The 22,430-nt window shown below is 62.8% G+C and carries 21 protein-coding genes, 1 tRNA gene and 2 CRISPR repeat arrays; of the genes, 10 read left to right on the plus strand and 12 right to left on the minus strand.

Going from position 1 to position 22,430, the window contains the following annotated elements; translation table 11 throughout:
- Positions 1 to 288: 288 nt before the first annotated feature.
- From cas5c to cas2, 6 genes are read left to right on the plus strand one after another with little or no spacing between them, the layout of a single operon-like run.
- Positions 289 to 963, plus strand: coding sequence for a type I-C CRISPR-associated protein Cas5c (gene cas5c, locus CEW87_RS07160; protein ID WP_108972066.1), 675 nt, complete (start codon positions 289 to 291; stop codon positions 961 to 963).
- A complete protein-coding gene (cas8c, locus tag CEW87_RS07165) occupies positions 960 to 2,795 on the plus strand; it encodes a type I-C CRISPR-associated protein Cas8c/Csd1 (protein ID WP_108972067.1) in 1,836 nt (611 codons plus the stop codon). The genes cas5c and cas8c overlap by 4 nt, the downstream gene beginning before the upstream one ends.
- Positions 2,792 to 3,685 carry a type I-C CRISPR-associated protein Cas7/Csd2 gene (cas7c, locus tag CEW87_RS07170; RefSeq protein WP_108972068.1) on the plus strand — a complete coding sequence of 298 codons (894 nt, stop codon included), beginning with the start codon at positions 2,792 to 2,794 and terminating at the stop codon, positions 3,683 to 3,685. The genes cas8c and cas7c overlap by 4 nt, the downstream gene beginning before the upstream one ends.
- A gap of 25 nt (positions 3,686 to 3,710) precedes the next feature.
- The gene (cas4, locus tag CEW87_RS07175) at positions 3,711 to 4,346 is read left to right on the plus strand and encodes a CRISPR-associated protein Cas4 (RefSeq protein WP_108972069.1); all 636 of its coding nucleotides are present in this window, start codon (positions 3,711 to 3,713) and stop codon (positions 4,344 to 4,346) included.
- A gap of 3 nt (positions 4,347 to 4,349) precedes the next feature.
- Entirely contained in the window at positions 4,350 to 5,390 is a 1,041-nt protein-coding gene (gene cas1c, locus CEW87_RS07180; RefSeq protein WP_108972070.1) for a type I-C CRISPR-associated endonuclease Cas1c, read from the plus strand.
- 9 nt (positions 5,391 to 5,399) lie between these two features.
- Positions 5,400 to 5,690 (plus strand): CRISPR-associated endonuclease Cas2, encoded by a 291-nt coding sequence (gene cas2, locus CEW87_RS07185; RefSeq protein WP_108972071.1) that lies wholly within the window; start codon positions 5,400 to 5,402, stop codon positions 5,688 to 5,690.
- Between the two features lie 184 nt (positions 5,691 to 5,874).
- A CRISPR array of direct repeats spans positions 5,875 to 7,101; the repeat unit is 32 nt; unit sequence GTCGCGCCCCGCGTGGGCGCGTGGATTGAAAC.
- Positions 7,102 to 7,140: 39 nt separating this feature from the next.
- Here the strand turns inward: cas2 and CEW87_RS07190 are convergent.
- Positions 7,141 to 8,315 (minus strand): IS3 family transposase gene (locus CEW87_RS07190; protein WP_108971792.1). Its coding sequence is split into 2 segments (ribosomal slippage): positions 7,141 to 8,054 and positions 8,054 to 8,315, totalling 1,176 coding nucleotides; the frame shifts between segments, so codons are not numbered across the junction.
- Between the two features lie 91 nt (positions 8,316 to 8,406).
- Positions 8,407 to 8,967: a CRISPR direct-repeat array (repeat unit 32 nt; unit sequence GTCGCGCCCCGCGTGGGCGCGTGGATTGAAAC).
- Between the two features lie 83 nt (positions 8,968 to 9,050).
- On the opposite strand from CEW87_RS07190, the gene CEW87_RS07195 reads away from it, so the two are divergent.
- Positions 9,051 to 10,225, plus strand: a protein-coding gene (locus CEW87_RS07195) for an IS3 family transposase (protein WP_108971792.1) whose coding sequence is annotated in 2 segments (ribosomal slippage) — positions 9,051 to 9,312 and positions 9,312 to 10,225 — 1,176 coding nt in all. Because the reading frame shifts where the segments join, the coding sequence is not laid out codon by codon here.
- Between the two features lie 310 nt (positions 10,226 to 10,535).
- Here the strand turns inward: CEW87_RS07195 and CEW87_RS07200 are convergent.
- The 3 genes from CEW87_RS07200 to CEW87_RS07210 are packed head-to-tail and all read right to left on the minus strand — an operon-like array spanning position 10,536 to position 12,973.
- Entirely contained in the window at positions 10,536 to 11,510 is a 975-nt protein-coding gene (locus tag CEW87_RS07200; protein WP_108972072.1) for an HD domain-containing protein, read from the minus strand.
- Complete coding sequence (locus tag CEW87_RS07205; protein WP_108972073.1) at positions 11,503 to 12,747, minus strand: Arm DNA-binding domain-containing protein; 1,245 nt, start codon at positions 12,745 to 12,747, stop codon at positions 11,503 to 11,505. Before CEW87_RS07205 ends, CEW87_RS07200 begins: the two co-directional genes overlap by 8 nt.
- Positions 12,740 to 12,973 (minus strand): hypothetical protein, encoded by a 234-nt coding sequence (locus CEW87_RS07210; protein ID WP_108972074.1) that lies wholly within the window; start codon positions 12,971 to 12,973, stop codon positions 12,740 to 12,742. Before CEW87_RS07210 ends, CEW87_RS07205 begins: the two co-directional genes overlap by 8 nt.
- 147 nt (positions 12,974 to 13,120) lie before the next feature.
- Between CEW87_RS07210 and CEW87_RS07215 the strand changes: the two genes are divergently transcribed.
- Positions 13,121 to 13,333 (plus strand): helix-turn-helix domain-containing protein, encoded by a 213-nt coding sequence (locus CEW87_RS07215; protein WP_108972075.1) that lies wholly within the window; start codon positions 13,121 to 13,123, stop codon positions 13,331 to 13,333.
- Between the two features lie 153 nt (positions 13,334 to 13,486).
- Here CEW87_RS07215 and CEW87_RS07220 read toward each other — a convergent pair.
- From CEW87_RS07220 to CEW87_RS07245, 6 genes are all read right to left on the minus strand, one after another.
- A tRNA-Arg gene (locus tag CEW87_RS07220) sits at positions 13,487 to 13,563 on the minus strand.
- Positions 13,564 to 13,667: 104 nt separating this feature from the next.
- Positions 13,668 to 14,900, minus strand: coding sequence for a radical SAM family heme chaperone HemW (hemW, locus tag CEW87_RS07225; protein ID WP_108972076.1), 1,233 nt, complete (start codon positions 14,898 to 14,900; stop codon positions 13,668 to 13,670).
- The gene (gene rdgB, locus CEW87_RS07230; RefSeq protein WP_108972077.1) at positions 14,897 to 15,493 is read right to left on the minus strand and encodes an RdgB/HAM1 family non-canonical purine NTP pyrophosphatase; all 597 of its coding nucleotides are present in this window, start codon (positions 15,491 to 15,493) and stop codon (positions 14,897 to 14,899) included. The genes hemW and rdgB overlap by 4 nt, the downstream gene beginning before the upstream one ends.
- A gap of 4 nt (positions 15,494 to 15,497) precedes the next feature.
- On the minus strand, positions 15,498 to 16,214 hold the full coding sequence (gene rph, locus CEW87_RS07235; RefSeq protein WP_108972078.1) for a ribonuclease PH: 717 nt from the start codon (positions 16,212 to 16,214) through the stop codon (positions 15,498 to 15,500).
- Between the two features lie 17 nt (positions 16,215 to 16,231).
- Positions 16,232 to 17,149 (minus strand): PP2C family protein-serine/threonine phosphatase, encoded by a 918-nt coding sequence (locus CEW87_RS07240; RefSeq protein WP_108972079.1) that lies wholly within the window; start codon positions 17,147 to 17,149, stop codon positions 16,232 to 16,234.
- Positions 17,150 to 17,160: 11 nt separating this feature from the next.
- The gene (locus CEW87_RS07245; protein WP_108950169.1) at positions 17,161 to 18,108 is read right to left on the minus strand and encodes a serine/threonine protein kinase; all 948 of its coding nucleotides are present in this window, start codon (positions 18,106 to 18,108) and stop codon (positions 17,161 to 17,163) included.
- 92 nt (positions 18,109 to 18,200) lie between these two features.
- Between CEW87_RS07245 and CEW87_RS07250 the strand changes: the two genes are divergently transcribed.
- Complete coding sequence (locus tag CEW87_RS07250) at positions 18,201 to 19,067, plus strand: YicC/YloC family endoribonuclease (protein ID WP_108972080.1); 867 nt, start codon at positions 18,201 to 18,203, stop codon at positions 19,065 to 19,067.
- A gap of 4 nt (positions 19,068 to 19,071) precedes the next feature.
- Positions 19,072 to 19,962, plus strand: a complete 891-nt coding sequence (locus tag CEW87_RS07255) for an EamA family transporter (RefSeq protein WP_108972081.1) — start codon at positions 19,072 to 19,074, stop codon at positions 19,960 to 19,962.
- A gap of 4 nt (positions 19,963 to 19,966) precedes the next feature.
- Here CEW87_RS07255 and CEW87_RS07260 read toward each other — a convergent pair whose 3' ends face one another.
- Together CEW87_RS07260 and CEW87_RS07265 are read right to left on the minus strand one after the other, a co-directional pair.
- Complete coding sequence (locus tag CEW87_RS07260) at positions 19,967 to 21,607, minus strand: nitric oxide reductase activation protein NorD (RefSeq protein ID WP_108972082.1); 1,641 nt, start codon at positions 21,605 to 21,607, stop codon at positions 19,967 to 19,969.
- The gene (locus CEW87_RS07265) at positions 21,591 to 22,391 is read right to left on the minus strand and encodes a CbbQ/NirQ/NorQ/GpvN family protein (protein ID WP_108972083.1); all 801 of its coding nucleotides are present in this window, start codon (positions 22,389 to 22,391) and stop codon (positions 21,591 to 21,593) included. Before CEW87_RS07265 ends, CEW87_RS07260 begins: the two co-directional genes overlap by 17 nt.
- Positions 22,392 to 22,430 lie beyond the last annotated feature (39 nt).

The following is a 22,430-nucleotide window of genomic DNA, read 5'->3' on the forward strand; positions in this document are numbered from 1 at the left end:
GAACCCATATGACCCTGATAGGAGATTGAACTCAATCACCCACGACTCAACTCGCACCTCGCCTGCCAATCAAGGTGCGTTTGAACTGTACCGTACTTTGCAGTTCTCGTCGCACCTCCGTGGGCGCGTGGATTGAAACATTGAGCTGTTAGCCGAAAGCGTTTGATGAAACCGTGCCTCCGGCAGGTGATCTTGTCGGAGGCACTACCCAGAAGAGCAGCCTTGTCGTTAACTGCGTCGAGCACGTTCGCGACATACGCACAGCCCGATTTGGGAGGGAGGGTGTCAATGAGCTACGGAATCCGCCTGCACGTCTGGGGCGATCGGGCCTGCTTCACGCGGCCGGAAATGAAGGTGGAGCGGGTGAGCTACGACGTCATCACGCCGTCGGCCGCGCGCGGCATCCTGGAGGCCATTCACTGGAAGCCGGCGATCCGCTGGGTGGTGGATCGCATCCATGTGCTCAAGCCGGTGCGCTTTGAATCCATCCGTCGCAATGAGGTTGGCAGCAAGCTGTCACCCGGCAACGTGAGCAGGGCGATGAAGGCGGGCACCACCGCCGGGCTGGCGACCTATGTCGATGAAGACCGCCAGCAGCGTGCCGCCACGGTGTTGCGCGACGTGGCCTACGTGATCGAGGCCCACTTCGAACTCACCGACAAAGCCGGGCCGGACGATTCGGTGGGCAAGCATCTGGACATTTTCAACCGCCGCGCCCGCAAGGGGCAGCACTTCCACGCCCCCTGCCTGGGCGTGCGCGAGTTTCCCGCCCATTTCAGCCTGATCGAGGACGGCCAGCCGCTGCCCGACGCGCACCCCGCACGCGATGCGGACAAGGACTTGGGCTGGATGCTGCACGACATCGATTTCGCCCGGGACATGACGCCGCGCTTCTTTCGCGCGCAGTTGAAGGCAGGCGTGATCGAGGTGCCGCCATGGCAGGGCGAGGGGGTCAAGTCATGATCCTGCAGGCGTTGAACCGCTATTACGAGCGGCTGATCGAGCAACAGGCCGAGGATGTGGCGCCTGCGGGCTGCAGCCCGGAAAAGATCAGCTTCGAGATCCTGCTCACGCCGGATGGCGATGTGGCGCAGGTCAACGACATTCGCGACACCTCCGGCAAGAAGCCCCTGCCGCGCATGCTCAACGTGCCGCAGGCCGAAAAACGCACCGTCGGCATCAAGTCCAACTTCCTTTGGGACAAGACCAGCTACGTGCTTGGTGTGAGCAACACAAGCAAGCGCACCGACAAGGAGCATGAGGACTTCGTCGAATTGCACGAAACTGTGCTCGCCGGCGAGGACGACCCCGGACTCAAGGCCTTGCTCAGCTTCCTGCGCGGCTGGTCGCCGGATCAGTTCGAGGCACGTGGTTTCCCTGCCGACATGGTCGACGCCAACCTCGTGTTCCGGATGGACGGCGAGCATTGCTTCCTGCACGACCGGCCAGCCGCACGGGCGGTGCGCGCCCGGCTGCTCGCAGGCGACGGGGGACAGGAAGCGGCGGCAAGCGGGACGGTTTGCCTGGTCAGCGGGGAAGTGGCACCGGTGGCCCGCCTGCATCCCGCGATCAAGGGGGTGAACGGAGCGCAGAGCTCGGGTGCGTCCATCGTTTCCTTCAATCTCGATGCCTTCACGTCCTATGCCAAGAGTCAGGGCGACAACGCACCGGTATCCGAACAAGCCGCCTTCGCCTACACCACGGCGCTGAACTACCTGCTACGCCGGGGCGAACACAACCGTCAACGCCTGCAGGTGGGCGACGCCTCAGTGGTGTTCTGGGCCGAAGCGGTCGATGCAAAGCAAGCAAGCGCCGCCGAGGATCTCTTCGCCTCCATGCTCAGCCCGCCCGCCGATGACGCTTCGGAGGCCGCGCGGGTGCGTGCGGTGTTGGACTGCATCGCGAAAGGCCACCCGGTGGCGGACCTCGCCCCGAATCTCGAACCCAGCACCCGCATGTACGTGCTGGGCCTCGCGCCCAACGCGTCGCGTCTGTCGGTGCGCTTCTGGCAAGTGGATACGCTGGGCGTGCTCGCTGGCCGTATCGCCCAGCACGCTGAAGACCTGCGTCTCGAACCGCTGCCGTGGCGCACCGAACCATCCGCGTATCGGCTGGTGCTGGCGACCGTGCCGCATCGCGAGGGCGCCAAGCCCAAGGCCGACGACGCGATCAACATCGTCATTGGCGAGACGATGCGAGCCATTCTGAGCGGCGGGCCGTATCCACGCAGTCTGTTGGCCAACACCATCATGCGGTTTCGGGCGGACGGAGACATTTCCGGCCTGCGCGTGGCCTTGTGCAAGGGCGTTCTGGCGCGTGAACGGCGCCGGGACATTCGTACATCCGAGGAGGAAATCCCCGTGAGTCTCGACAAGCAATCCACCAAACCCGGCTACCTGCTCGGGCGGCTGTTCGCAGTGCTGGAAAACGTGCAGCGCGCCGCCCTGGGCGGCCAGGTCAACGCCACGATTCGCGACCGCTTCTACGGCGCGGCATCGGCAACGCCGGCCTCGATCTTTCCGGTGCTGTTGCGCAACACCCAGAACCACCTCGGCAAACTGCGCAAGGAACGCATGGGCCAGGCGGTGAACCTGGAGAAGGACATCCGCGAGATCGTCGGCGGCCTGCCCGAGCAGTTCCCGCGCAGCCTCAAGATCGAAGACCAGGGCCGCTTCGCCATCGGCTACTACCACCAGTCGCAGTCCTACTTCACGCGCCGCGACGCGGTCGGGGACGCGCCCGCCGACGAATCCGCCGAACCCACCGACATCGAAACCGAAGGAGCCGACCAATGACCGCCATCGCCCACCGCTACGAGTTCGTCTATCTGTTCGACGTCATCAACGGCAACCCCAACGGCGACCCGGACGCCGGCAACCTGCCGCGCCTGGACCCGGAAACCAACTGCGGCCTGGTGACCGACGTCGCGCTCAAGCGCAAGATCCGCAACTTCGTCGCTTTGGATAGAAACGGCGGATCGGGCTACGCGATTTATATGCAAGAAAAGGCCATTCTCAACGCACAGCACCTTCTGGGCCGCGAAGGCGTCGGTCTAACGAATGAAACCAAGGAAGAACTGAAGAAGCTGCCGAAAGACGAGGCCAAGGCACGCGAAATCACCGCGTGGATGTGCGCGAACTTCTTCGACGTGCGCACCTTCGGCGCGGTGATGACTACGGGTGTCAATGCCGGCCAAGTACGGGGGCCGGTACAACTGGCGTTTGCGACATCAGTCGAGCCAGTCCTTCCGTTGGAAATCTCAATTACCCGTATGGCAGTGACGACTGCGGAGGAAGCGGAGAAGCAGTCGGGCGACAACCGCACCATGGGCCGCAAGCACATCCTGCCCTATGGGTTGTATCGCGCGCACGGCTTTGTCTCCGCCAAGCTGGCCGAGCGCACCGGCTTTTCCGACGACGACCTGCGACTGCTGTGGAACGCGCTCATCAACATGTTCGAGCACGACCGCTCCGCTGCGCGGGGTGAGATGGCGGCGCGCAAACTGATCGTGTTCGAACACGAAAACGCCATGGGCAACGCCCCGGCGCACGTGCTGTTCGACGCGGTCAAGGTGCAGCGCGCCGAGGGCACGGAAGACCGACCCGCGCGCAACTTTGCGGACTATCGCGTCCGCGTCGATGCCGGAGCTATGCCCAAGGGCGTGAGCGTGCGCGAGCTGCTGTAAGGCAGCGGGCGAAGGGGGGCGAAGCATGGACGAATCCGACGACCTCGTTCCCCTGTCCGCGCTGCAGCACTATCTCTACTGCCCGCGGCAGTGCGCGTTGATCCATGTCGAGCGCCTGTGGGCCGAGAACCGCCAGACCGCGGAAGGGCGCTTGCTGCACGACCGCGCCGACACCCCGCAGATCGAGCGCCGCCACGGCGTGCGCACGATTACCGCGATGCCGCTGTCCAGAGCGGAACTGGGCATCGCCGGGGTGGCGGATGTCGTCGAGTTTCGGGCGGAAGAGGGAGGCGAGCATCCCGTGCCGGTCGAGTACAAGCGCGGCCGTCCCAAAGCCCACCGTGCCGACGAGGTACAGCTGTGCGCGCAGGCGCTGTGCCTGGAAGCGATGTTCGGCTGCCGGGTGGCGGAGGGCGTCTTGTTCTACGGTCAGACACGTCGCCGGCAGACTGTGGTGTTTGACGACGCGCTTCGTCAGCTGACTCTGGAAACCATACAGGCCACGCGCGAGATGATCCGCGCGGGGCAAACACCAACGGCGAGCTATCTGGCGAAACGCTGCGACGCCTGTTCGCTCATCGAACTGTGCCAACCCAAGCTGCTCGACAAGGGGCGGGATGTCGAAGCCTGGCTACGCGAGCAGATTGCTGAGGAACCCTAACGCATGCGTCGCCAGCTCAACACCGTGTATGTAACTACCGAAGGCGCGTGGCTGCGCAAGGATGGCGAAAACATCGTCATGGAGGTGGAAGGCGAAACCCGCGCCCGCCTGCCGGCACACATGCTCGACAGCCTGGTGTGCTTCGGCCGCGTCCTAGTTTCCCCGCCGTTGCTCGGCTACTGCGCCGAGCAGGGGATCTGCGTGAGCTATCTGAGCCCCAACGGCAAGTTCCTCGCCCGCGTGGAAGGGCCGGTTTCCGGCAATGTGTTGCTGCGCCGCGAGCAGTACCGACGAAGCGACGACGGGCCGCGTTGTGCCGCCATCGTGCGCAACGTTCTTGTGGGCAAGGTGCATAACCAGCGCGCCGTGGTGTCACGCGGACTGCGTGATTACGGCGAAGTTCTGCCGCCGGAGGCACGCGCAGCGCTATTGCATACCGATAAGCGCTTGAAGCGGATCGGCGTGCGACTGCTTGCCGATGCGCCGGTCGACGTTCTGCGTGGCCTGGAAGGAGAAGCAGCACAGGCCTATTTCGGAGTGCTTGACCACTTGATACGAGTACCTGATGCGGCGATGCGTTTTGGCGGGCGTAGCCGCCGTCCTCCCACTGATTCGGCGAATGCGCTGCTGTCCTTCCTGTACACATTATTGACCCACGATTGCCGGTCGGCGCTCGAAACAGTGGGGCTTGATCCCGCCGTGGGTTTCCTCCACCGAGACCGCCCCGGTCGCCCTAGTCTCGCACTGGATCTTGTTGAGGAGTTCCGCCCCGTGTTTGCTGATCGTCTGGTCTTGTCGCTGATCAATCGTAAACAGGTGTCCGCGCGTGATTTCACGCGTATGGACAATGGCGCTGTCCTGCTTAAGGAGGACGCGCGCAAGACCGTTCTCACCGCCTACCAGGAGCGTAAGAGAGAGCAATTGCGCCACGCCTTTATCGACGAAAAAATCGACATCGGGCTGTTTCCCGCTATCCAGGCACAGTTGCTTGCTAGGCACCTGCGAGGCGATCTTGATGCTTACCCTCCTTTTCTCTGGAAGTAGGGTTTCATCATGATGGTCCTCGTTAGCTACGACGTGAGTACGATCACAGCGAGCGGACAGAAACGCCTACGGCGACTGGCCAAGGCGTGTCGCGATTACGGCCAGCGCGTGCAATATTCCGTGTTCGAGATCGAAGTGGATTTTGCCCAGTGGACCTTTCTCAAGAGCAAGTTGTGTGAGCTGATCGACCCAGAGCAGGACAGTCTGCGCTTCTATTATCTTGGTAAAAATTGGCAGACAAAGGTTGAGCATGTCGGTGCAAAACCGGTTCTTGACTTGAATGGTCCGCTCATTCTCTGAATAACGGCGCGAACCTGAAGCGTCCGGGAAAACCCCGGGAGGTTCGCAATAGGTCAAAGTCTCCCATTCTTCGAGTATCTGGCTGCAGATGTCAGCCTTTTACTCCTGCTTTACGGTAACTCTCACCAGAGTTCGCAGATATCCGGTATTTTTCGTATTGTTCTCATGGAGTTGTGAGGGCACTGTCGCGCCCCGCGTGGGCGCGTGGATTGAAACGTGGTCGGTCGTTGCACCGCGCGCGTTGCGCGCATGTCGCGCCCCGCGTGGGCGCGTGGATTGAAACCCGGCCGATGGCATCACGCTCGCCCGCCCGCCAGGTCGCGCCCCGCGTGGGCGCGTGGATTGAAACACCAGCCGCAGTTCCGAGGCGACCTTTTGAACCATGTCGCGCCCCGCGTGGGCGCGTGGATTGAAACACACCGATGTGCGCAGGTACATCTCAAAGATGGAGTCGCGCCCCGCGTGGGCGCGTGGATTGAAACAAGGCGATCTGGCGCAAGTGCGCGGCACGGACGCGTCGCGCCCCGCGTGGGCGCGTGGATTGAAACATATGCTGCGACAGAGCGTTCAACACGTCTGCAAGTCGCGCCCCGCGTGGGCGCGTGGATTGAAACATCTGCAACGCGAAACGTCATGCACAGAAGCTCAGGTCGCGCCCCGCGTGGGCGCGTGGATTGAAACATCGTGAGCAACCCCGCTACAAACATCCAGTACGGGTCGCGCCCCGCGTGGGCGCGTGGATTGAAACAGCTACACGTTGCGTTTGTTACACGCAACAGGGCGTCGCGCCCCGCGTGGGCGCGTGGATTGAAACATCCCAATGTGCATCACGAATGACATATACATAGGTCGCGCCCCGCGTGGGCGCGTGGATTGAAACATCAGATAGCCGATGGCGTTGCGCTTGACCGTCGTCGCGCCCCGCGTGGGCGCGTGGATTGAAACACAAGCAGCGCATCAAAGTCATAGGCGAGCACAGTCGCGCCCCGCGTGGGCGCGTGGATTGAAACGCATCCGAGCAAGCCATCCGGTACGGGCAGAAGGTCGCGCCCCGCGTGGGCGCGTGGATTGAAACCTCTGAGGGAGTCTCAGATCAATCTCGGCCATGTGTCGCGCCCCGCGTGGGCGCGTGGATTGAAACACTCCGCTGGTCGCATCGCGGTTGAGTGTGGTGTCGTCGCGCCCCGCGTGGGCGCGTGGATTGAAACGAGGCCATGCGAAAGGCCAACCGCATCCTGTTCGAAGTCGCGCCCCGCGTGGGCGCGTGGATTGAAACTGCGCCCTTGAGATCGCCCTCATAGCCCTTGATCACGTCGCGCCCCGCGTGGGCGCGTGGATTGAAACCTCGGTCACGTGGCCAAGTTGCCGGGTTGGGTGAGTCGCGCCCCGCGTGGGCGCGTGGATTGAAACAACAAACTGAGGTAGGTCGTCAATCGTGGAGTCCAACGGATTAAGCTGCCATCTGTTTTGCATAGTACTGCTGACTGAAAGCGGCAGGTGAGAGATAGCCAAGGCGTGCCTGCTTGCGTATGCGGTTGTAAAAGATCTCGATGTATTCGGTGATCTCACGCCTCGCCTGCTCGCGGGTGGCATAGGATTGGTGATGGACCAGTTCGTTCTTCAGAGAACCCCAGAAGCTTTCCATCGGGGCATTGTCCCAGCAGTCCGCCTTGCGACTCATTGATGCGCGCATGCCGAATTGCCGCAGCGATGTCTGATAGGTGTACGCGCAATACTGACTGCCGCGATCCGAATGGTGAATCAGCCCTTTGGTCGGTCGCTTCGCGACGACTGCTCGGAATAATGCTTTCGTAACCAGCTCTTTGGTCATCCGCTCAGCCATGGCGTAGCCGACCAATTCGCCGTTGAACAAATCCTTGACGCCAGCAAGGTATAGCCAGCCCTCATCGGTCGCAATGTAGGTGATGTCGGCCACCCAAGCCCGATTGGGCGCTGCCACATCAAATTGACGATCCAGCAGATTAGGCGCCAGCGGCAGTGAATGATTCGAATTCGTTGTCGCCTTGAATTTGCGTTTCTGCTTGCAACGCAGTCCCAGCTTTGTGCGTAACCTTTTGATGCGATACACGCTGGCCGGGATGCCGTGATCCGCAAGATCTGATTGCAGGCGTTGTGGCCCGTAGGTTTCTCGTGTGCGTCGATGCGCAACCTTGATCTCGGTCTCCAGGTGCGCATTCTCTTGCGCCCGTAACGAGGGTGGGCGTTGGCGCCAGGCGTGATAGCCGCTCTCCGAAACACTCAGCAGCCGGCACATCACCGCCACAGGGTGGTGTAGTCGCAGTTGGTCAATCTGTGCGTACTTCACCGCGACTCCTTCGCGAAATACGCCGCACATTTTTTTAGCAGATCGCGCTCCAGCTTCACTTCCGCCAATTCCTTGCGCAATCGCGCCAGCTCAACTTCCGTCTCTGTCGGCAACCGTTGGCCTTGCCCCACTTTGGCAAGCTTGCCCGCACGCGAGGCCCTGACCCAGTTGCCAAGACTGCTCTTCGGCACCGAAAGGCGCTTGGCCGCTGCATCCACCGAAAGCCCTTCTGCCTCCACCAACTTCACTGCTTCCGCCCGAAATTCCGGCGTGTAAATCCCTTTCGGCATCCGTTCCATGTGCGTCCTCCGTTCGTGCAATTTTACAAAACGTTGGACTCCATTTTTTTCAGCCTACCTCAAACTGCAGGTGCGCATCTGATGGGCATTAGTCGCGCCCCGCGTGGGCGCGTGGATTGAAACCAGTTCAATTTGTCAGGCGCTACAGCGGGATCATGTCGCGCCCCGCGTGGGCGCGTGGATTGAAACTGCGTTGAGGGATGCTCGGCGACGGCGCAGGGCGTCGCGCCCCGCGTGGGCGCGTGGATTGAAACTGCTTGGTGCGTTGATCTGGATTTTTTTGCAGTGGTCGCGCCCCGCGTGGGCGCGTGGATTGAAACTTCCCGCGAATCTGCGTCTCAAGAACCTGATAAAGTCGCGCCCCGCGTGGGCGCGTGGATTGAAACGGTATAACGTCCAAGCCTGCGCTGCGGGTGAAACGTCGCGCCCCGCGTGGGCGCGTGGATTGAAACATTGCAGCGCATCTCCACCGGATGCTGTGGTGAGTCGCGCCCCGCGTGGGCGCGTGGATTGAAACAATCCATAGGCCGCCACGGCAGCCGGGGCAACGACGTCGCGCCCCGCGTGGGCGCGTGGATTGAAACGACAAACGATCGGGCGCAGTGCTGGGGTTGGACTGGTCGCGCCCCGCGTGGGCGCGTGGATTGAAACGTTGACGTGCGGTATCGCGTTTTGAGGTAGGCTGAAAAAAATGGAGTCCAACGTTTTGTAAAATTGCACGAACGGAGGACGCACATGGAACGGATGCCGAAAGGGATTTACACGCCGGAATTTCGGGCGGAAGCAGTGAAGTTGGTGGAGGCAGAAGGGCTTTCGGTGGATGCAGCGGCCAAGCGCCTTTCGGTGCCGAAGAGCAGTCTTGGCAACTGGGTCAGGGCCTCGCGTGCGGGCAAGCTTGCCAAAGTGGGGCAAGGCCAACGGTTGCCGACAGAGACGGAAGTTGAGCTGGCGCGATTGCGCAAGGAATTGGCGGAAGTGAAGCTGGAGCGCGATCTGCTAAAAAAATGTGCGGCGTATTTCGCGAAGGAGTCGCGGTGAAGTACGCACAGATTGACCAACTGCGACTACACCACCCTGTGGCGGTGATGTGCCGGCTGCTGAGTGTTTCGGAGAGCGGCTATCACGCCTGGCGCCAACGCCCACCCTCGTTACGGGCGCAAGAGAATGCGCACCTGGAGACCGAGATCAAGGTTGCGCATCGACGCACACGAGAAACCTACGGGCCACAACGCCTGCAATCAGATCTTGCGGATCACGGCATCCCGGCCAGCGTGTATCGCATCAAAAGGTTACGCACAAAGCTGGGACTGCGTTGCAAGCAGAAACGCAAATTCAAGGCGACAACGAATTCGAATCATTCACTGCCGCTGGCGCCTAATCTGCTGGATCGTCAATTTGATGTGGCAGCGCCCAATCGGGCTTGGGTGGCCGACATCACCTACATTGCGACCGATGAGGGCTGGCTATACCTTGCTGGCGTCAAGGATTTGTTCAACGGCGAATTGGTCGGCTACGCCATGGCTGAGCGGATGACCAAAGAGCTGGTTACGAAAGCATTATTCCGAGCAGTCGTCGCGAAGCGACCGACCAAAGGGCTGATTCACCATTCGGATCGCGGCAGTCAGTATTGCGCGTACACCTATCAGACATCGCTGCGGCAATTCGGCATGCGCGCATCAATGAGTCGCAAGGCGGACTGCTGGGACAATGCCCCGATGGAAAGCTTCTGGGGTTCTCTGAAGAACGAACTGGTCCATCACCAATCCTATGCCACCCGCGAGCAGGCGAGGCGTGAGATCACCGAATACATCGAGATCTTTTACAACCGCATACGCAAGCAGGCACGCCTTGGCTATCTCTCACCTGCCGCTTTCAGTCAGCAGTACTATGCAAAACAGATGGCAGCTTAATCCGTTGGACTCCACGATTGACGACCTACCTCATTTTGCCTTGGACTGAGTCGCGCCCCGCGTGGGCGCGTGGATTGAAACGTCCAGTTGTCGCTTGAGCACTTCGATGTTCTCTGGTCGCGCCCCGCGTGGGCGCGTGGATTGAAACATCAGCGGCAAGATCGGCTATGAGGCGCAGCTTGGTCGCGCACCTCTCACGGGGTGCGCGTGGATTGAACTTTCCTGACTTATCCTCCGATGCCGAATACAAAAAAGCCCGTGCTCACCTCTCAGTGGCCCGGGCCTCTAGGCATACTCCTCGCTCGATGTCTCACAAGTGCTCACTTGCCCCGCTCACAATCACATACGGCTGCATGCCAAGATGCCGATGGTACTGCCCAAACCCCGTGCTCTTTGGCGCGTGCCGTCGGATCAATTCGCCCTCTCCAGATGCCCTGTCTGCCATTGAGAGCAATTTCGCCTCAAGGCTTTGCGGTTCCCGCAGGCCGAGCCAGAGCGGCGCGCCCTTGGCGCTCGACAGGATATGAATCAGTGCCAACCGGTGATCATGGGGAATATCCACGTTGTGCTTTGCACACGCTGCGGCGACCCACTCGATCACCGTGGTGCGATGCCCGATGAGACGCCCGCGGTCCGAAAGCACAAGCCGTCGGTTGGCCAGGCGGTATTCATCGGCTTTGCCTGCATCGTGAAGTAGAGCTGCAAGAATAAGTGCTTCTTCGCAGACAACGGGATCACCGGCGGCCAGTGCGAGGGCTCGCTCGGCAACCTCAACGCTGTGCCGGAGGTTGCCTTCACGGTCGTTATGATGACCGTTGAGCGAGCTTGGTCCCATGACGAAGCGATGAAAGCGGTTGTCGTCCCAGAAGATCGCGTTCAGCAGATGCCGATACGGCAGTGGAAGCGCTTCCCACAACTTGGCAGCACGCTTAAGCAATGCACGATCGCGCACCCAGCTCGGGAGCACTGTCGCGAAGAGATTCAATGAGGGCATGGGCCGCTCAAGCACCGCGAGGCGAGCAATGTTCACCGCACCACCAATGGAGGTTGGGCGACCGCGCCAGCGGATTGAGACCAGTGCGCCCGCCACAATCCGGTTGTCCGCGTGGCGATCGGACCATTCGACCGAGAGCGAAGCTGCATCATGATAAAGCGCGGCACGTGACAGCACGCCAGCGTCTCCGTGGGGGTATCGCTCGATCGAGCAGACACGGAAGGCGGGCGGCAGCTTCTGGACGACCAGATCTTCGGAAGCGCTGGGCACCGGGAAGTAGTGATCACTCATGGTCGCCCCCTCCGTTTGCCGCCACAGTGACATCCAGCGGATGCTCGGCGATGGCGCCCGTGATCAGTCGCTCGAAGGCCGAGCCATCCCGGCGCGTGAGGTTCGGGACATACCGGCTGTAGACGCGAAAGAGCATCTCGGTCGTCGTGTGTCCGAGCTGGCGGGCGATCCATTCCGGTGCCTCGCCGGCGGCGAGCCACAGCGTTGCTGCCGTGTGCCGGCACTGGTAGGGACGGCGCTTCTTCAGCCCGAGGTGGCGCAGCAGCGGGTACCACACCCTGTTGGTGATGTTCTTGTGATCGAGCGGCTTGCCGAGCCGGTTACAGAACACGTACTCGGAGAGCGTGCCCGTAGCGGCCTGCTGTCGCTTCAGCGCCTCGAATACGATCTGGCTCATTTGGATATCGCGCTGACTGCCGTCGGTCTTGGTGTATTCGTCCTCGCCATTCACCACGGTCTCCCGGATGAGGAGCAGACGGTTTTCGAAGTCGACGTACTTCCACTTCAGCCCATCGACCTCGCCCGTGCGCATGCCGGTGAAGAAGCGCACGGTGAAGTAGTCGCGAAAGTCCGCCCGGATCGTGTCCAGGATGGTCTTCACCTCATCGAGCGAGAATGGATCGACGTCGGTCCGTTTGATACGAAGCTGTTTGATGCTGTGGAACGGTGTGCGAAAATCAAAGCGGTCGGCCGCTTCATTGAGGATTTGCCTGAGTGGGTTCATCACTTTGTTGATCCTTGCTGCAGACAGCTTCGTCTTTTTGCCTTTCGCGGTTGCTTTCCCGAGCTCGGCGCGATAGGCAAGCACTTCCGCCTTGGAGATCTGGCCGACCTCCTTATCCCCGAAATGGGGAATCAAATGACTGTCGAGTGTCGCCCTGAGCGTGAGCTTGTACGACTTGCGCCACTCGATCTCCCGTTCGCCGTACCAGACCTCCGCAAAGTCACGAAAGAGCGGGGTGGCGGGCGCTGGCGCGGCTCCAACGATAGCGGCCGCAGTGATGGTCAGAGACAGCTTGTCGTCGAACTTGGCGGCGTTCTTGCTGTTCGGGAAGTAGCTGCGGTACTGGAAGGTGCCGGCTGCGATGTCGGCTTCGATACGATCGAGCGCTTTCTGTAGCTTCTTCCTGTTTGCTGCGGTGTCGGTCAATGCTGTTTGCTCCCGACAACGAATGCCCCGATAGCGGAAATCGATGAAGAGCAGTCCGTTCTCGTCGCGACAACGAATGCTACCCATGGCAGACACCTCCATTTGCCATCGGGATCGCGAACGCGTGGCTGGACTGATCGCTCATGTCGCATTCGATGTGTTCCCAGATGTAGAGGATCTTGCGTCCGCCAAACGGGCGAATGTAGTGGCGACCCTCGATCAGCACGCTGTCTTTAAGACGCTCCCTGATCGTGCGAGGGTCATACTTGATGCGCCCAGAAAGTTCATCGGTGGTTAGGTAGGTGAGTGACATGAATGCCTCCAGTGATTAAAATTAATCTGGATGGCAAAACGTTGCTTTAAATCTCGTTTTGTCATCCTGAATGTAATTTTAAACAACAAGAAGCCATCGTCAAGGCCTTTTTGTCATCCTGAGTGAAATATTTACGCAGAGAATGAAATGATTAAATGCCATCTCTCGCGAATGATGGGCGAGCGCAAGATGAAGATCGCTGATGTAGCGCGGGAAACCGGCCTTCATCGGAACACCGTTACCTTGCTCTACAACGAAACTGCCACCCGGATCGATCTTGAAGCAATTGAACGCTTATGCGATTTTTTTGAGTGTTCGGTTGGAGAGCTGCTCGAGCGGGTACCAAGCACACTAACTTAACGAGTGTTTATTGGCACGGAGAGCAGGTGTCAGTTTTTGACGATTCAAAAAAAGCTGGGTTTTTGGTGGGCGCAGACTGGGCACAAAATGGGCACAGCGTGGGCACATAAAGAAAATGGGTCAGGCCGATATGACCTAACCCATTGAAAAATATGGCGCGCCCGAGACGATTCGAACGTCCGACCCCTGCCTTCGGAGGGCAGTACTCTATCCAGCTGAGCTACGGGCGCAGAGTGGGCCGGTCAGAACGACCAGCGCACGAAGGCCGGAAGGATATACCGCTTCGCAGGGGAAGTCCATTCGGCCTTAGTGGGTCAATGAAGCGGCGTGGGGTTCAGTCGCGCAGAAAGACCTGCAGCAGATCGTTCAGAAAGCGGCGGCCTTGCTCGGTGGGGCGCAGGGTGTTGTTGGCGGTGTCCAGCAGGCCGCGTTTGCGGGCGTCGATGAGTTCGGCTTCGATGCTGGCCAGCGGCAGGCCGGTGCGTTCGGCGAACAGGGTGTGGGGCACGCCGCCGGTGAGGCGCAGGGCGTTCATCATGAATTCGAAGGGGAGTTCGGTGGTGCCGACGTCGCGGCGCTCCTGGATGAAGTCGCCTTTGGCGGCGCCTTCGAGGTAGCGGCCGGGGTGCTTGTGGCGCATCTCGCGCACGATGCCTTCGTGGCTGGATAGCTTGCCGTGAGCGCCGGGGCCGACGCCGAGGTAGTCGCCAAACGCCCAGTAGTTGAGGTTGTGGCGGCATTCCTGGCCGGGGCGGGCAAATGCGGAGGTTTCGTAGTGCCTGAAGCCGGCGTCGGCCAGGCGCGCTTCGATGGCGTCCTGCATGTCGGCGGAGAGATCGTCGTCCGGCAGCGAGGGCGGCGTGTGGGCGAAGGGCGTGTTGGGTTCGAGCGTGAGGTGGTAGCACGACAGGTGGCTGACGCCGGTGGCGAGCGCGCTGTCGAGATCCTTGAGTGCGCCTTCGAGCGTTTGCTCGGGCAGGGCGTACATCAGGTCGAGGTTGATGCGCTCGAAGTGCTGCTGGGCGATGTCGATGGCACGGCGCGCTTCACCGCTGTCGTGAATGCGCCCGAGGCGCTTGAGCATGGTGTCGTCGAAGCTCTGGATGCCGATCGACAGCCGATTGACGCCGGCGGCGCGGTAGTCGCGGAAGCGTTCGGACTCGAAGGTGCCGGGGTTGGCTTCGAGGGTGATCTCGGCCATCGGGTCGAGCTGCAGGCGCATGCGCAGGGCGACGAGCAGGCGGTCGAGGGTGGCGGCGGACATCAGGCTGGGCGTGCCGCCACCAATGAAGATGCTGAGTACGCGACGGCCCCAGACTTGTGGCAGTGCGGATTCGACGTCGGCAATGACGGCGTCGAGCCACGCATCCTCGGGCAGGCTGCCGTCGCTGCTGCGACGAGTGTGCGAGTTGAAGTCGCAGTACGGGCATTTGCGCACGCACCACGGGAAATGAACGTACAGCGACAGCGGGGGCGAGGCGCTGAGCTGGGGTTTTTCGATGGCGTCGGGGCGGGCGCTGACGGCGGGCGGGGCCGGCGTCAGCGTGATGATGCGGCGATCACTCACAGCGGATGGGCGGCGAGGCTGTCGAGCAGATGACGCATGGCCGCGCCGCGATGGCTGAGCGTGTTCTTGAGCGCAGCGTCGAGTTCGGCGGCGGTCTGTTCGAGATCGGGCAGCCAGAACAGCGGGTCGTAGCCGAAGCCGCTGTCGCCACGCGGCGCTTCGAGGATTTCGCCATGCCATTCGCCGTCGGCGATCAGCGGGCGCGGGTCCTGAGCGTGGCGTACGAGCACGACGGCAGAATAGAAATACGCTGTGCGGTCGGTCTCGTTGGCGAGCTTGTCGAGCAGCAGCAGGTTGTTGCGCGCATCGGATTTCGGCTCGCCGGCGAAGCGTGCCGAGTGCACGCCGGGGGCGCCGCCGAGCGCGGTGACGCACAGGCCGGAGTCGTCGGCGATGGCCGGCAGCCCGGTGGCCGCCGAGGCATGGCGGGCCTTGGCGAGCGCATTCTCGACGAAGGTGGCGTGGGGCTCTTCGGCTTCAGAAACGCCAAGTTCGGATTGCGGCACCACCTCGATGCCGAGCGGCGCGAGCAGCGCCTGCATTTCGGCGGCTTTCTTGGCGTTGTTGCTGGCGAGAACGAGACGCTGGCTCATGGTTTCAACCCCCTAGTGCAGCCTGTTGCAGTTCGGTCAGGCGACCGATGCCGGCCTCGGCGAGATCGAGCAGGGCGTTGAGTTCGGTACGCGAAAAGGCAGCGCCTTCGGCCGTGCCCTGCACTTCGATGAGACCGCCGGCGCCGGTCATGACCACATTCATGTCGGTGTCGCAGTCGGAATCTTCATCGTAGTCGAGGTCGAGCACCGGTGTGCCCTTGTAGATGCCCACCGATACGGCGGCCACGAAGTCGGTCATCGGGCTGGTGGCAAGCTTGCCGTCGGCGACCAGCTTGTCGAGCGCATCGCGTACCGCGACACAGGCGCCGGTGATGGCAGCCGTGCGGGTGCCACCATCGGCCTGCAGCACGTCGCAGTCGATGGTGATCTGGCGTTCGCCGAGCGCGGTGAGGTCGACCACTGCACGCAGGCTGCGGCCGATCAGGCGCTGGATTTCCTGGGTGCGGCCGCTTTGCTTGCCCTTGGCCGCTTCACGCGCGCTGCGGGTATGAGTGGCACGCGGCAGCATGCCGTATTCGGCGGTGAGCCAGCCCTGACCCTTGCCGCGCAGGAAGCCCGGCACGGTTTCTTCCACGCTGGCAGTGCACAGCACCCGGGTTTCACCGAACTCGACCAGCACCGAACCTTCGGCGTGACGGGTGAAGCCGCGGGTGATGCGGACGGGGCGGAGTTGATCGGGCTTGCGTTGACTGGGTCGCATTGCAGATTCCTGTTGCTTTACTTGGTGAATTTCTTGATGGCCGAGTTGATCTCGGAGATGGCGCGTTCGATTTCGTCGTCGGTGAGGTCTGCCGCGCTGACCGGGCTACGGGTGCGCTGGAAGGCTTCCATCTGCGTGGTGAAGTCGTGCAGAGCCATGGTCTGGGTGGATACCGAGTCGGGCACGGCCTCGCCCAGATCGTCGTGCCAGCACATGGTGACCATCGACAGGTTGTCGCAGGTTGCGCCGGCAAGCGTCTCGGCCTCGGACATGAGCTTCGGAACGGCCTCGAGCAGATTGGTTCCGGTCAGGCCGCGCAGCAGGCCCTGATTGCCCACTGGCCCCCATACGCCGTCCGAGCAGATGGCGATGATGTCGCCGTCCTGCAGCAGGGTGCGGCGCGAGAACTCGATCTGCGGCGGATGGGTGCCACCCAGGCAGGAGTAGATGCGGTTGCGCCCGGGGTGGGTCGCCGCGCCTTCCGCGTCGAGCAGGCCCTGATCCATCATCAGCTGCACGCGCGAGTGGTCGCGGGTCTGCACGTTGATCCTGCCCTGGCGCAGCAGGTAGAGACGCGAGTCGCCGGCATGAGCCCAGTGCGCGTAGCCTTCCTGCACCACGCAGACGACGATGGTCGTGCGCGGCGCCTCGGGCAGATTCTTGTCGAGGGCGTAGTCGAGGATGGCATGGTGCGCGCTCGACAGCACCCGCGACAGGAACAGCGCTGGGTCTTCCAGCTTGGGCTGGGCCTCGCGCTGGAAGGCCTGAGTGATGTACTGCACGGCAATATGAGAGGCGACCTCGCCATGGAGGTGGCCACCCATGCCGTCGGCAAGCACCATGATCAGGGCGTCGCGCGAGTAGCAGTAGGCGATGCGGTCCTGATTGGTCTTGCGTTTGCCGATACGGCTTTCCTGGAAGATGGTGAATCTCACGACGTGCTCCCTCAGCCCTTGCCGATGAAGGTTTTGAGCCGGGACCCGAGGTCGGTAAACCAGGTCGCCGGCATGGCTTCGCCCGCCTGCTTTTGCATCAGCGCCTTCTGCAACGAGTAGACGCTTTGCGGACGCTTCAGGGGGTCGAGGTGCAGGCACCACTCGACCAGCTCCAATAGCTGTTCAGAATACTTGCCGGCATGCGTTTTTGATACCGGTTGTACGGTATCGCGCTTGATGCGCTCGTCCGAGCGCAGCGGCGCGGTGCCGACGATGCAGGCATACATGCTGGCGCCGACACTGTAGATGTCGCTCCACGGCCCGAGGGCTTCGCGGTTGCCGAACTGCTCGGGCGAGGCGAAGCCGGGGGTGTACATCGGCTTGAGCATCGGCTGCTCGAGCGCCAGCGTCTGGCGCGCGGCGCCGAAGTCGAGCAGCACCGGCGTGCTGTCTGCACGCAGGTAGATGTTCGATGGCTTGATGTCGAGGTGCAGCAGCTTGTGCGCATGCACTTCGCGCAGGCCGTTGAGCATGCGCGTGAACACGCCGCGGATGAAGCGCTCGCGCACTTCGCCCTTGTGTTTCTGGATGTAGTCGTGAAGGGTGCGGCCGCGCTCGAACTGCATCACCATGTACACCGTCTGGTTGGCGCGGAAGAAGTTGAGCACGCGCACAACGTTGGGATGCATCAGCTTGGCCAGCGAGCGCCCTTCCTCGAAAAAGCACTTCATGCCGTAGCGGAAGGCGGGCTGGTTTTCGTCCGAGACCTGCGGTTCGATCTCGCCGTCCTTGCGCAGGGCGAGCGAGTTCGGCAGGTACTCCTTGATCGCGACCGGCGTGCCGTCGGTATCGTAAGCGAGATACACAATGGAGAAGCCGCCGAGCGATAGCTGGCGCTCGATCTTGTAATGATCGAGTTGAAAGCCGGAGGGGAGTGCGCAGTTTGCTTGAGGCGGCATCTTCGAGGGCGCTAATATTCGGCTTTCCGCAGCTTCATCTGACAGGGCCCTGCAGTGTAAACGATCGCAGCAGGTTCCCGGAGACCCTACCCATGATTCACAGCATGACAGGCTTCGCGGTGCAAACCCGTGACCTAGGCCCCGTTAGCCTTCATCTAGAGCTGCGCAGCGTCAACTCCCGCTATCTGGACCTCAACTTCCGCATTGTCGAAGATCTGCGCCAGGCCGAGCCCGCGATTCGCGAGCAGATCACCGGCCGCCTCAGCCGGGGCAAGGTCGAGTGCCGTCTGAACCTGCAGACCAACAATGCTGCGCCGCGCACGCTGGCGCTCAATAGTGGTCTGCTGGCCCAGCTCGCCGACGCCCAGACCAAGGTGCAGGCGCAGTTTCCGTCGGCCAAGCCGATGTCGGTGGGCGAGTTGCTGCGCTGGCCGGGCATGCTGGCCGATGATGGCGTGACCTTCGAGCAGATGCAGCCGGCCATTGCCGAGCTGGCGCGCGCGGCGCTCGACGAGCTCGTCGCCACCCGCGGGCGCGAGGGTGAGAAGCTGGCCGAGATGATCCGCGAGCGCATCACGCGCATGCGCGAACTGGTGGAGCTTGCCACGCCGCGCATGCCGGCGATCGTCGTCGAGTATCAGAACAAGCTCACCGCCCGCCTGCGCGATGCGGTGGCCACGCTGGACGAAGATCGCATCCGCCAGGAAGTTGCGCTTTACGCTCAGCGCATCGACGTGGCCGAAGAGCTCACCCGCCTCACCACGCACCTCGACGAGCTCGAGCGCATCCTCAAGGCAGGGGGTTCGGCCGGCAAGCGTCTCGACTTCCTGATGCAGGAGCTCAATCGCGAGGCCAACACCCTGGCTTCAAAATCGCCGGCAACCGACATCACGGCGGTGGCGATGGAGATGAAGGTGCTGATCGAACAGATCCGCGAGCAGGTTCAGAACCTGGAGTAGAAAAATGACCCCGCGCGACTTGCTGCTGGCCTTGTTGGTGGTTGTGGTGTGGGGTGTGAATTTCGTGGTCATCAAGGCGGGCGTGTCCGAGCTGCCCCCATTGCTGCTCGGCGCCTTGCGCTTTGTCGCCGCGGCCTTCCCGGCGGTGCTGCTGTTCCGTCGCCCGGACGTGCCCTTGCGCCTCTTGCTGGCTTACGGGCTGACGATTTCGGTGGGGCAGTTCGCCTTTCTGTTCACCGCCATCCATGTCGGCATGCCGTCCGGCCTGGCATCACTGGTGCTGCAGTCGCAGGCCTTCTTCACCATGCTCTTTGCCGCCTTCTGGCTCAAGGAGACGTGGCGTCCAAGCCAGCTGGGCGGGCTGGTGCTGGCGGCCTGCGGTCTGGCGCTGATCGGATCCGCCCACGGCGTGAGCATGCCGCTTGGCGGCTTTCTGCTGACCCTGCTGGCTGCGTCGATGTGGGCCGCCGGCAATATCGTGACGCGCGAGATCGGGCGCCACGGTCCGGTGGACATGCAGGCGCTGGTGGTGTGGGCCAGCCTGGTGCCGCCGCTGCCTTTCCTGCTGCTGTCGCTTCTGATCGAGGGGCCGACGGCCATCGGGCACGCGCTTGCCGCGTTCAGCCTGCAATCCGCTGCTGCCATCGCCTATCTCGCCTGGGTCGCAACGCTGCTGGGCTACGGCATCTGGAGCCGGCTGTTGTCGCGCTACCCGGCCAACCAGGTCGCACCGTTCTCCTTGCTGGTGCCGGTGGTAGGCCTGACGACCGGATGGGTGGTCTATGGCGAAGAGCTGCAGCCGGTCCACTTCGCCGGCGGCGCGCTCCTGATGGCGGGGCTTGCGGTCAATCTGTTCGGCGCGCGAATCATGGCGCGCTTGAAGCGGATGGCTTGAGCCTTCAGCGTCGGCCCAGTTGCTCGTGCAGTTGTGTCAGTGCCCGCGACAGGGCCGCAGGGCGCAGCACGGTGCGGTAGTTGCCATGGCCGAACACCCGGCGCAGGGCGTCGCCGGCCTGGCTGTCGAGCGCGAGGCAGAAGACATGGATGCCCGCCTTGCGCGCCTCACGCACTGCGGCGGCGGCGTCTTCACGCAGGTAGGCGTCGTCGAATACGTCGATGTCCGAGGCTTCGCCGTCGCTGAGCAGCACCAGGTGCCGGCTGCCTTCGCGCTCGTCGCGCATGCACGTCACCGCGTGGCGGATGGCCGCGCCCATGCGGGTGGAGTGGCGCGCGTGCACGCCGCTCAGCGTCTGCTCGAGCCGTCCGGGATCGTCCATGCCGAATTCGCTCAGGCGCAGGTAATCGACCTGCTCGCGGGTGTTAGACGAAAAGCCGTGCACCGCCACCCGGTCGCCGCTGCGGATGGCCGCCGCCTGCAGTGCGATGGCGGCTTCACGCTCGAGATCGAGCACGGTGGTGCCATCGGCGTCGATCACGTCGTTGGCTGAGGTGGACAGGTCGAGCAACAGCAGCAGGCTTCGGCGGCGCGGGCTGCGGCCGCTGCGGCGGTGGATGCGCGGCTCGGGCGGCGCGCCGATGCGGCGGTCGATCATCAGCTCGGTGGCGGCGTCGAGGTCGATGTCCTCACCCTCCTGCTGCCTGCGCAGGCGTACACGGTGATCCAGTTGCGTCACGCGGTGGGGCGCGGTTCCGGAGCGGTGCCGGGTGGCGGTGTGGGGCCCTGCTGGAGGCGGGGTGCTGCGTTCGACCACGGTGCTCCAGCGCACGCGCTCGCGCTCGAGCCGGTAGTCCCATTCCGGGTAGGGGTAGCGGGCGAGAATGATCTCCTGCGGCGACGCGCTCTGGTTGCTGCGGCTGCCCGCCGGTGCGGACGGGGCGTCGACACTGGCCGTGGCCTGCTCGCCTGTCTTGTCGAACATCCACAGATAGCTGTTGTCGTCGCCGTGCGCATAGGGGACGGCATAGCCCTGCAGGTTCATCCGCACCCGCATCTGACCAAGGTCGTTGGCGAGCACCGAGGCGACGGCGCGCAACGCGGCCGGATCGTCGAGTCGTGCGGCTTGCGCTTCGAAAAGGCCCCGACCCTTGCTGACCCAGTAACCGTCGTCCTCGTGGCTGGGGTCGAGCAGCGCCAGGTGAAGCCGGGCGACGAGGTCGGGAAAGCTGCCCTCCGGACCCTGCGGCTGCCGGCAGGCGAGCCTGGCCTGGTGCAGCAGCGGGGCGCGCAGCCCCGGGTAGCGTGCGATCAACAGACGCTCGACGCGAGCATCCTCGATGGTCGAGGCCATGGCGATACCCATCGGCTTGAGCTTGCCCACCGCCTGCGCCGCGGGCGAGAACAGCAGATGGGCAGCAGCATGCGCGATGGCGGCGAGGCGCAGATCATCGTCGGTGTCTGCCGGCAGCAGGAGCCTGTCGGCGCGCAGGATCGGGCGTGACTGTTCCGATCCGGGCTGGTCGGCCGTAAGCCATTGAACGTCTATCCGGCGCCCGCTCAGCGCGTCGATGAGGTGGCCGAGGGACTCCAGGCTGCGCGAAGCGGTATCCGCCGCAGGCAAGGACTCAGCCGAGGCAGGCATCCACGATGTCCTGCAGGGCCTGACGCAGATCGGGGTCGTCGGTGATGGCGCTGGTCATGGCCATGTGGCAGCTCTCGGCCGCTGGCAGTCCATCGCGGATGAGCACGCCGGCATAGACCAGCATCCGGGTGGAGATGCCTTCGTCCAGGCCGCGGGCACGCAGCGCGCGCGAGTGACGGGCGATATCGACCAAGGTGGCGGCAAGCGCGGGCTCGATTCGAGCTTCGTGGGCGACGATTTCGGCTTCGGCGCTTGCGTCCGGATAATCGAACTCGAGTGCGGCAAAGCGCTGGCGGGTGGAGGGCTTGAGGCTCTTCGCACTGCTCTGGTAGCCCGGGTTGTAGGACACCACGAGCTGGAAGTCTGGATGTGCCGTGACCACTTCACCCTTGCGGTCGAGCGGCAGCTTGCGCCGCGAGTCGGTGAGCGGGTGGATCACCACGGTGGTGTCCTGGCGCGTCTCGACCACTTCGTCGAGATAGCAGATGGCTCCGCGGCGGGCGGCCACGGTCAGCGGGCCGTCGTGCCAGTGGGTGCCGTCGGCGTCGAGCAGGAAGCGCCCGACGAGGTCGGCTGCGGTCATGTCTTCGTTGCAGGCGAGGGTGATCAGCGGCTTGCCCAGGCGCCAGGCCATGTATTCGACGAAGCGCGTCTTGCCACAGCCGGTGGGCCCTTTCAGGATCAGGGGCAGGCGGTGGGCGTAGGCGTGCTCGTAGAGCGCGATCTCGTGGCCGACCGGACGGTAGTAGGGTTCTGCGCTGAAACGGTAGTCGGAGAGGTCCATTATTGCTGGTCCGGTTTTTGCGTTGAGTGCGCTGTTCGA

Source organism: Parazoarcus communis (assembly GCF_003111665.1).
In the GTDB taxonomy this organism is placed as follows: Bacteria; Pseudomonadota; Gammaproteobacteria; order Burkholderiales; family Rhodocyclaceae; genus Parazoarcus; species Parazoarcus communis_B.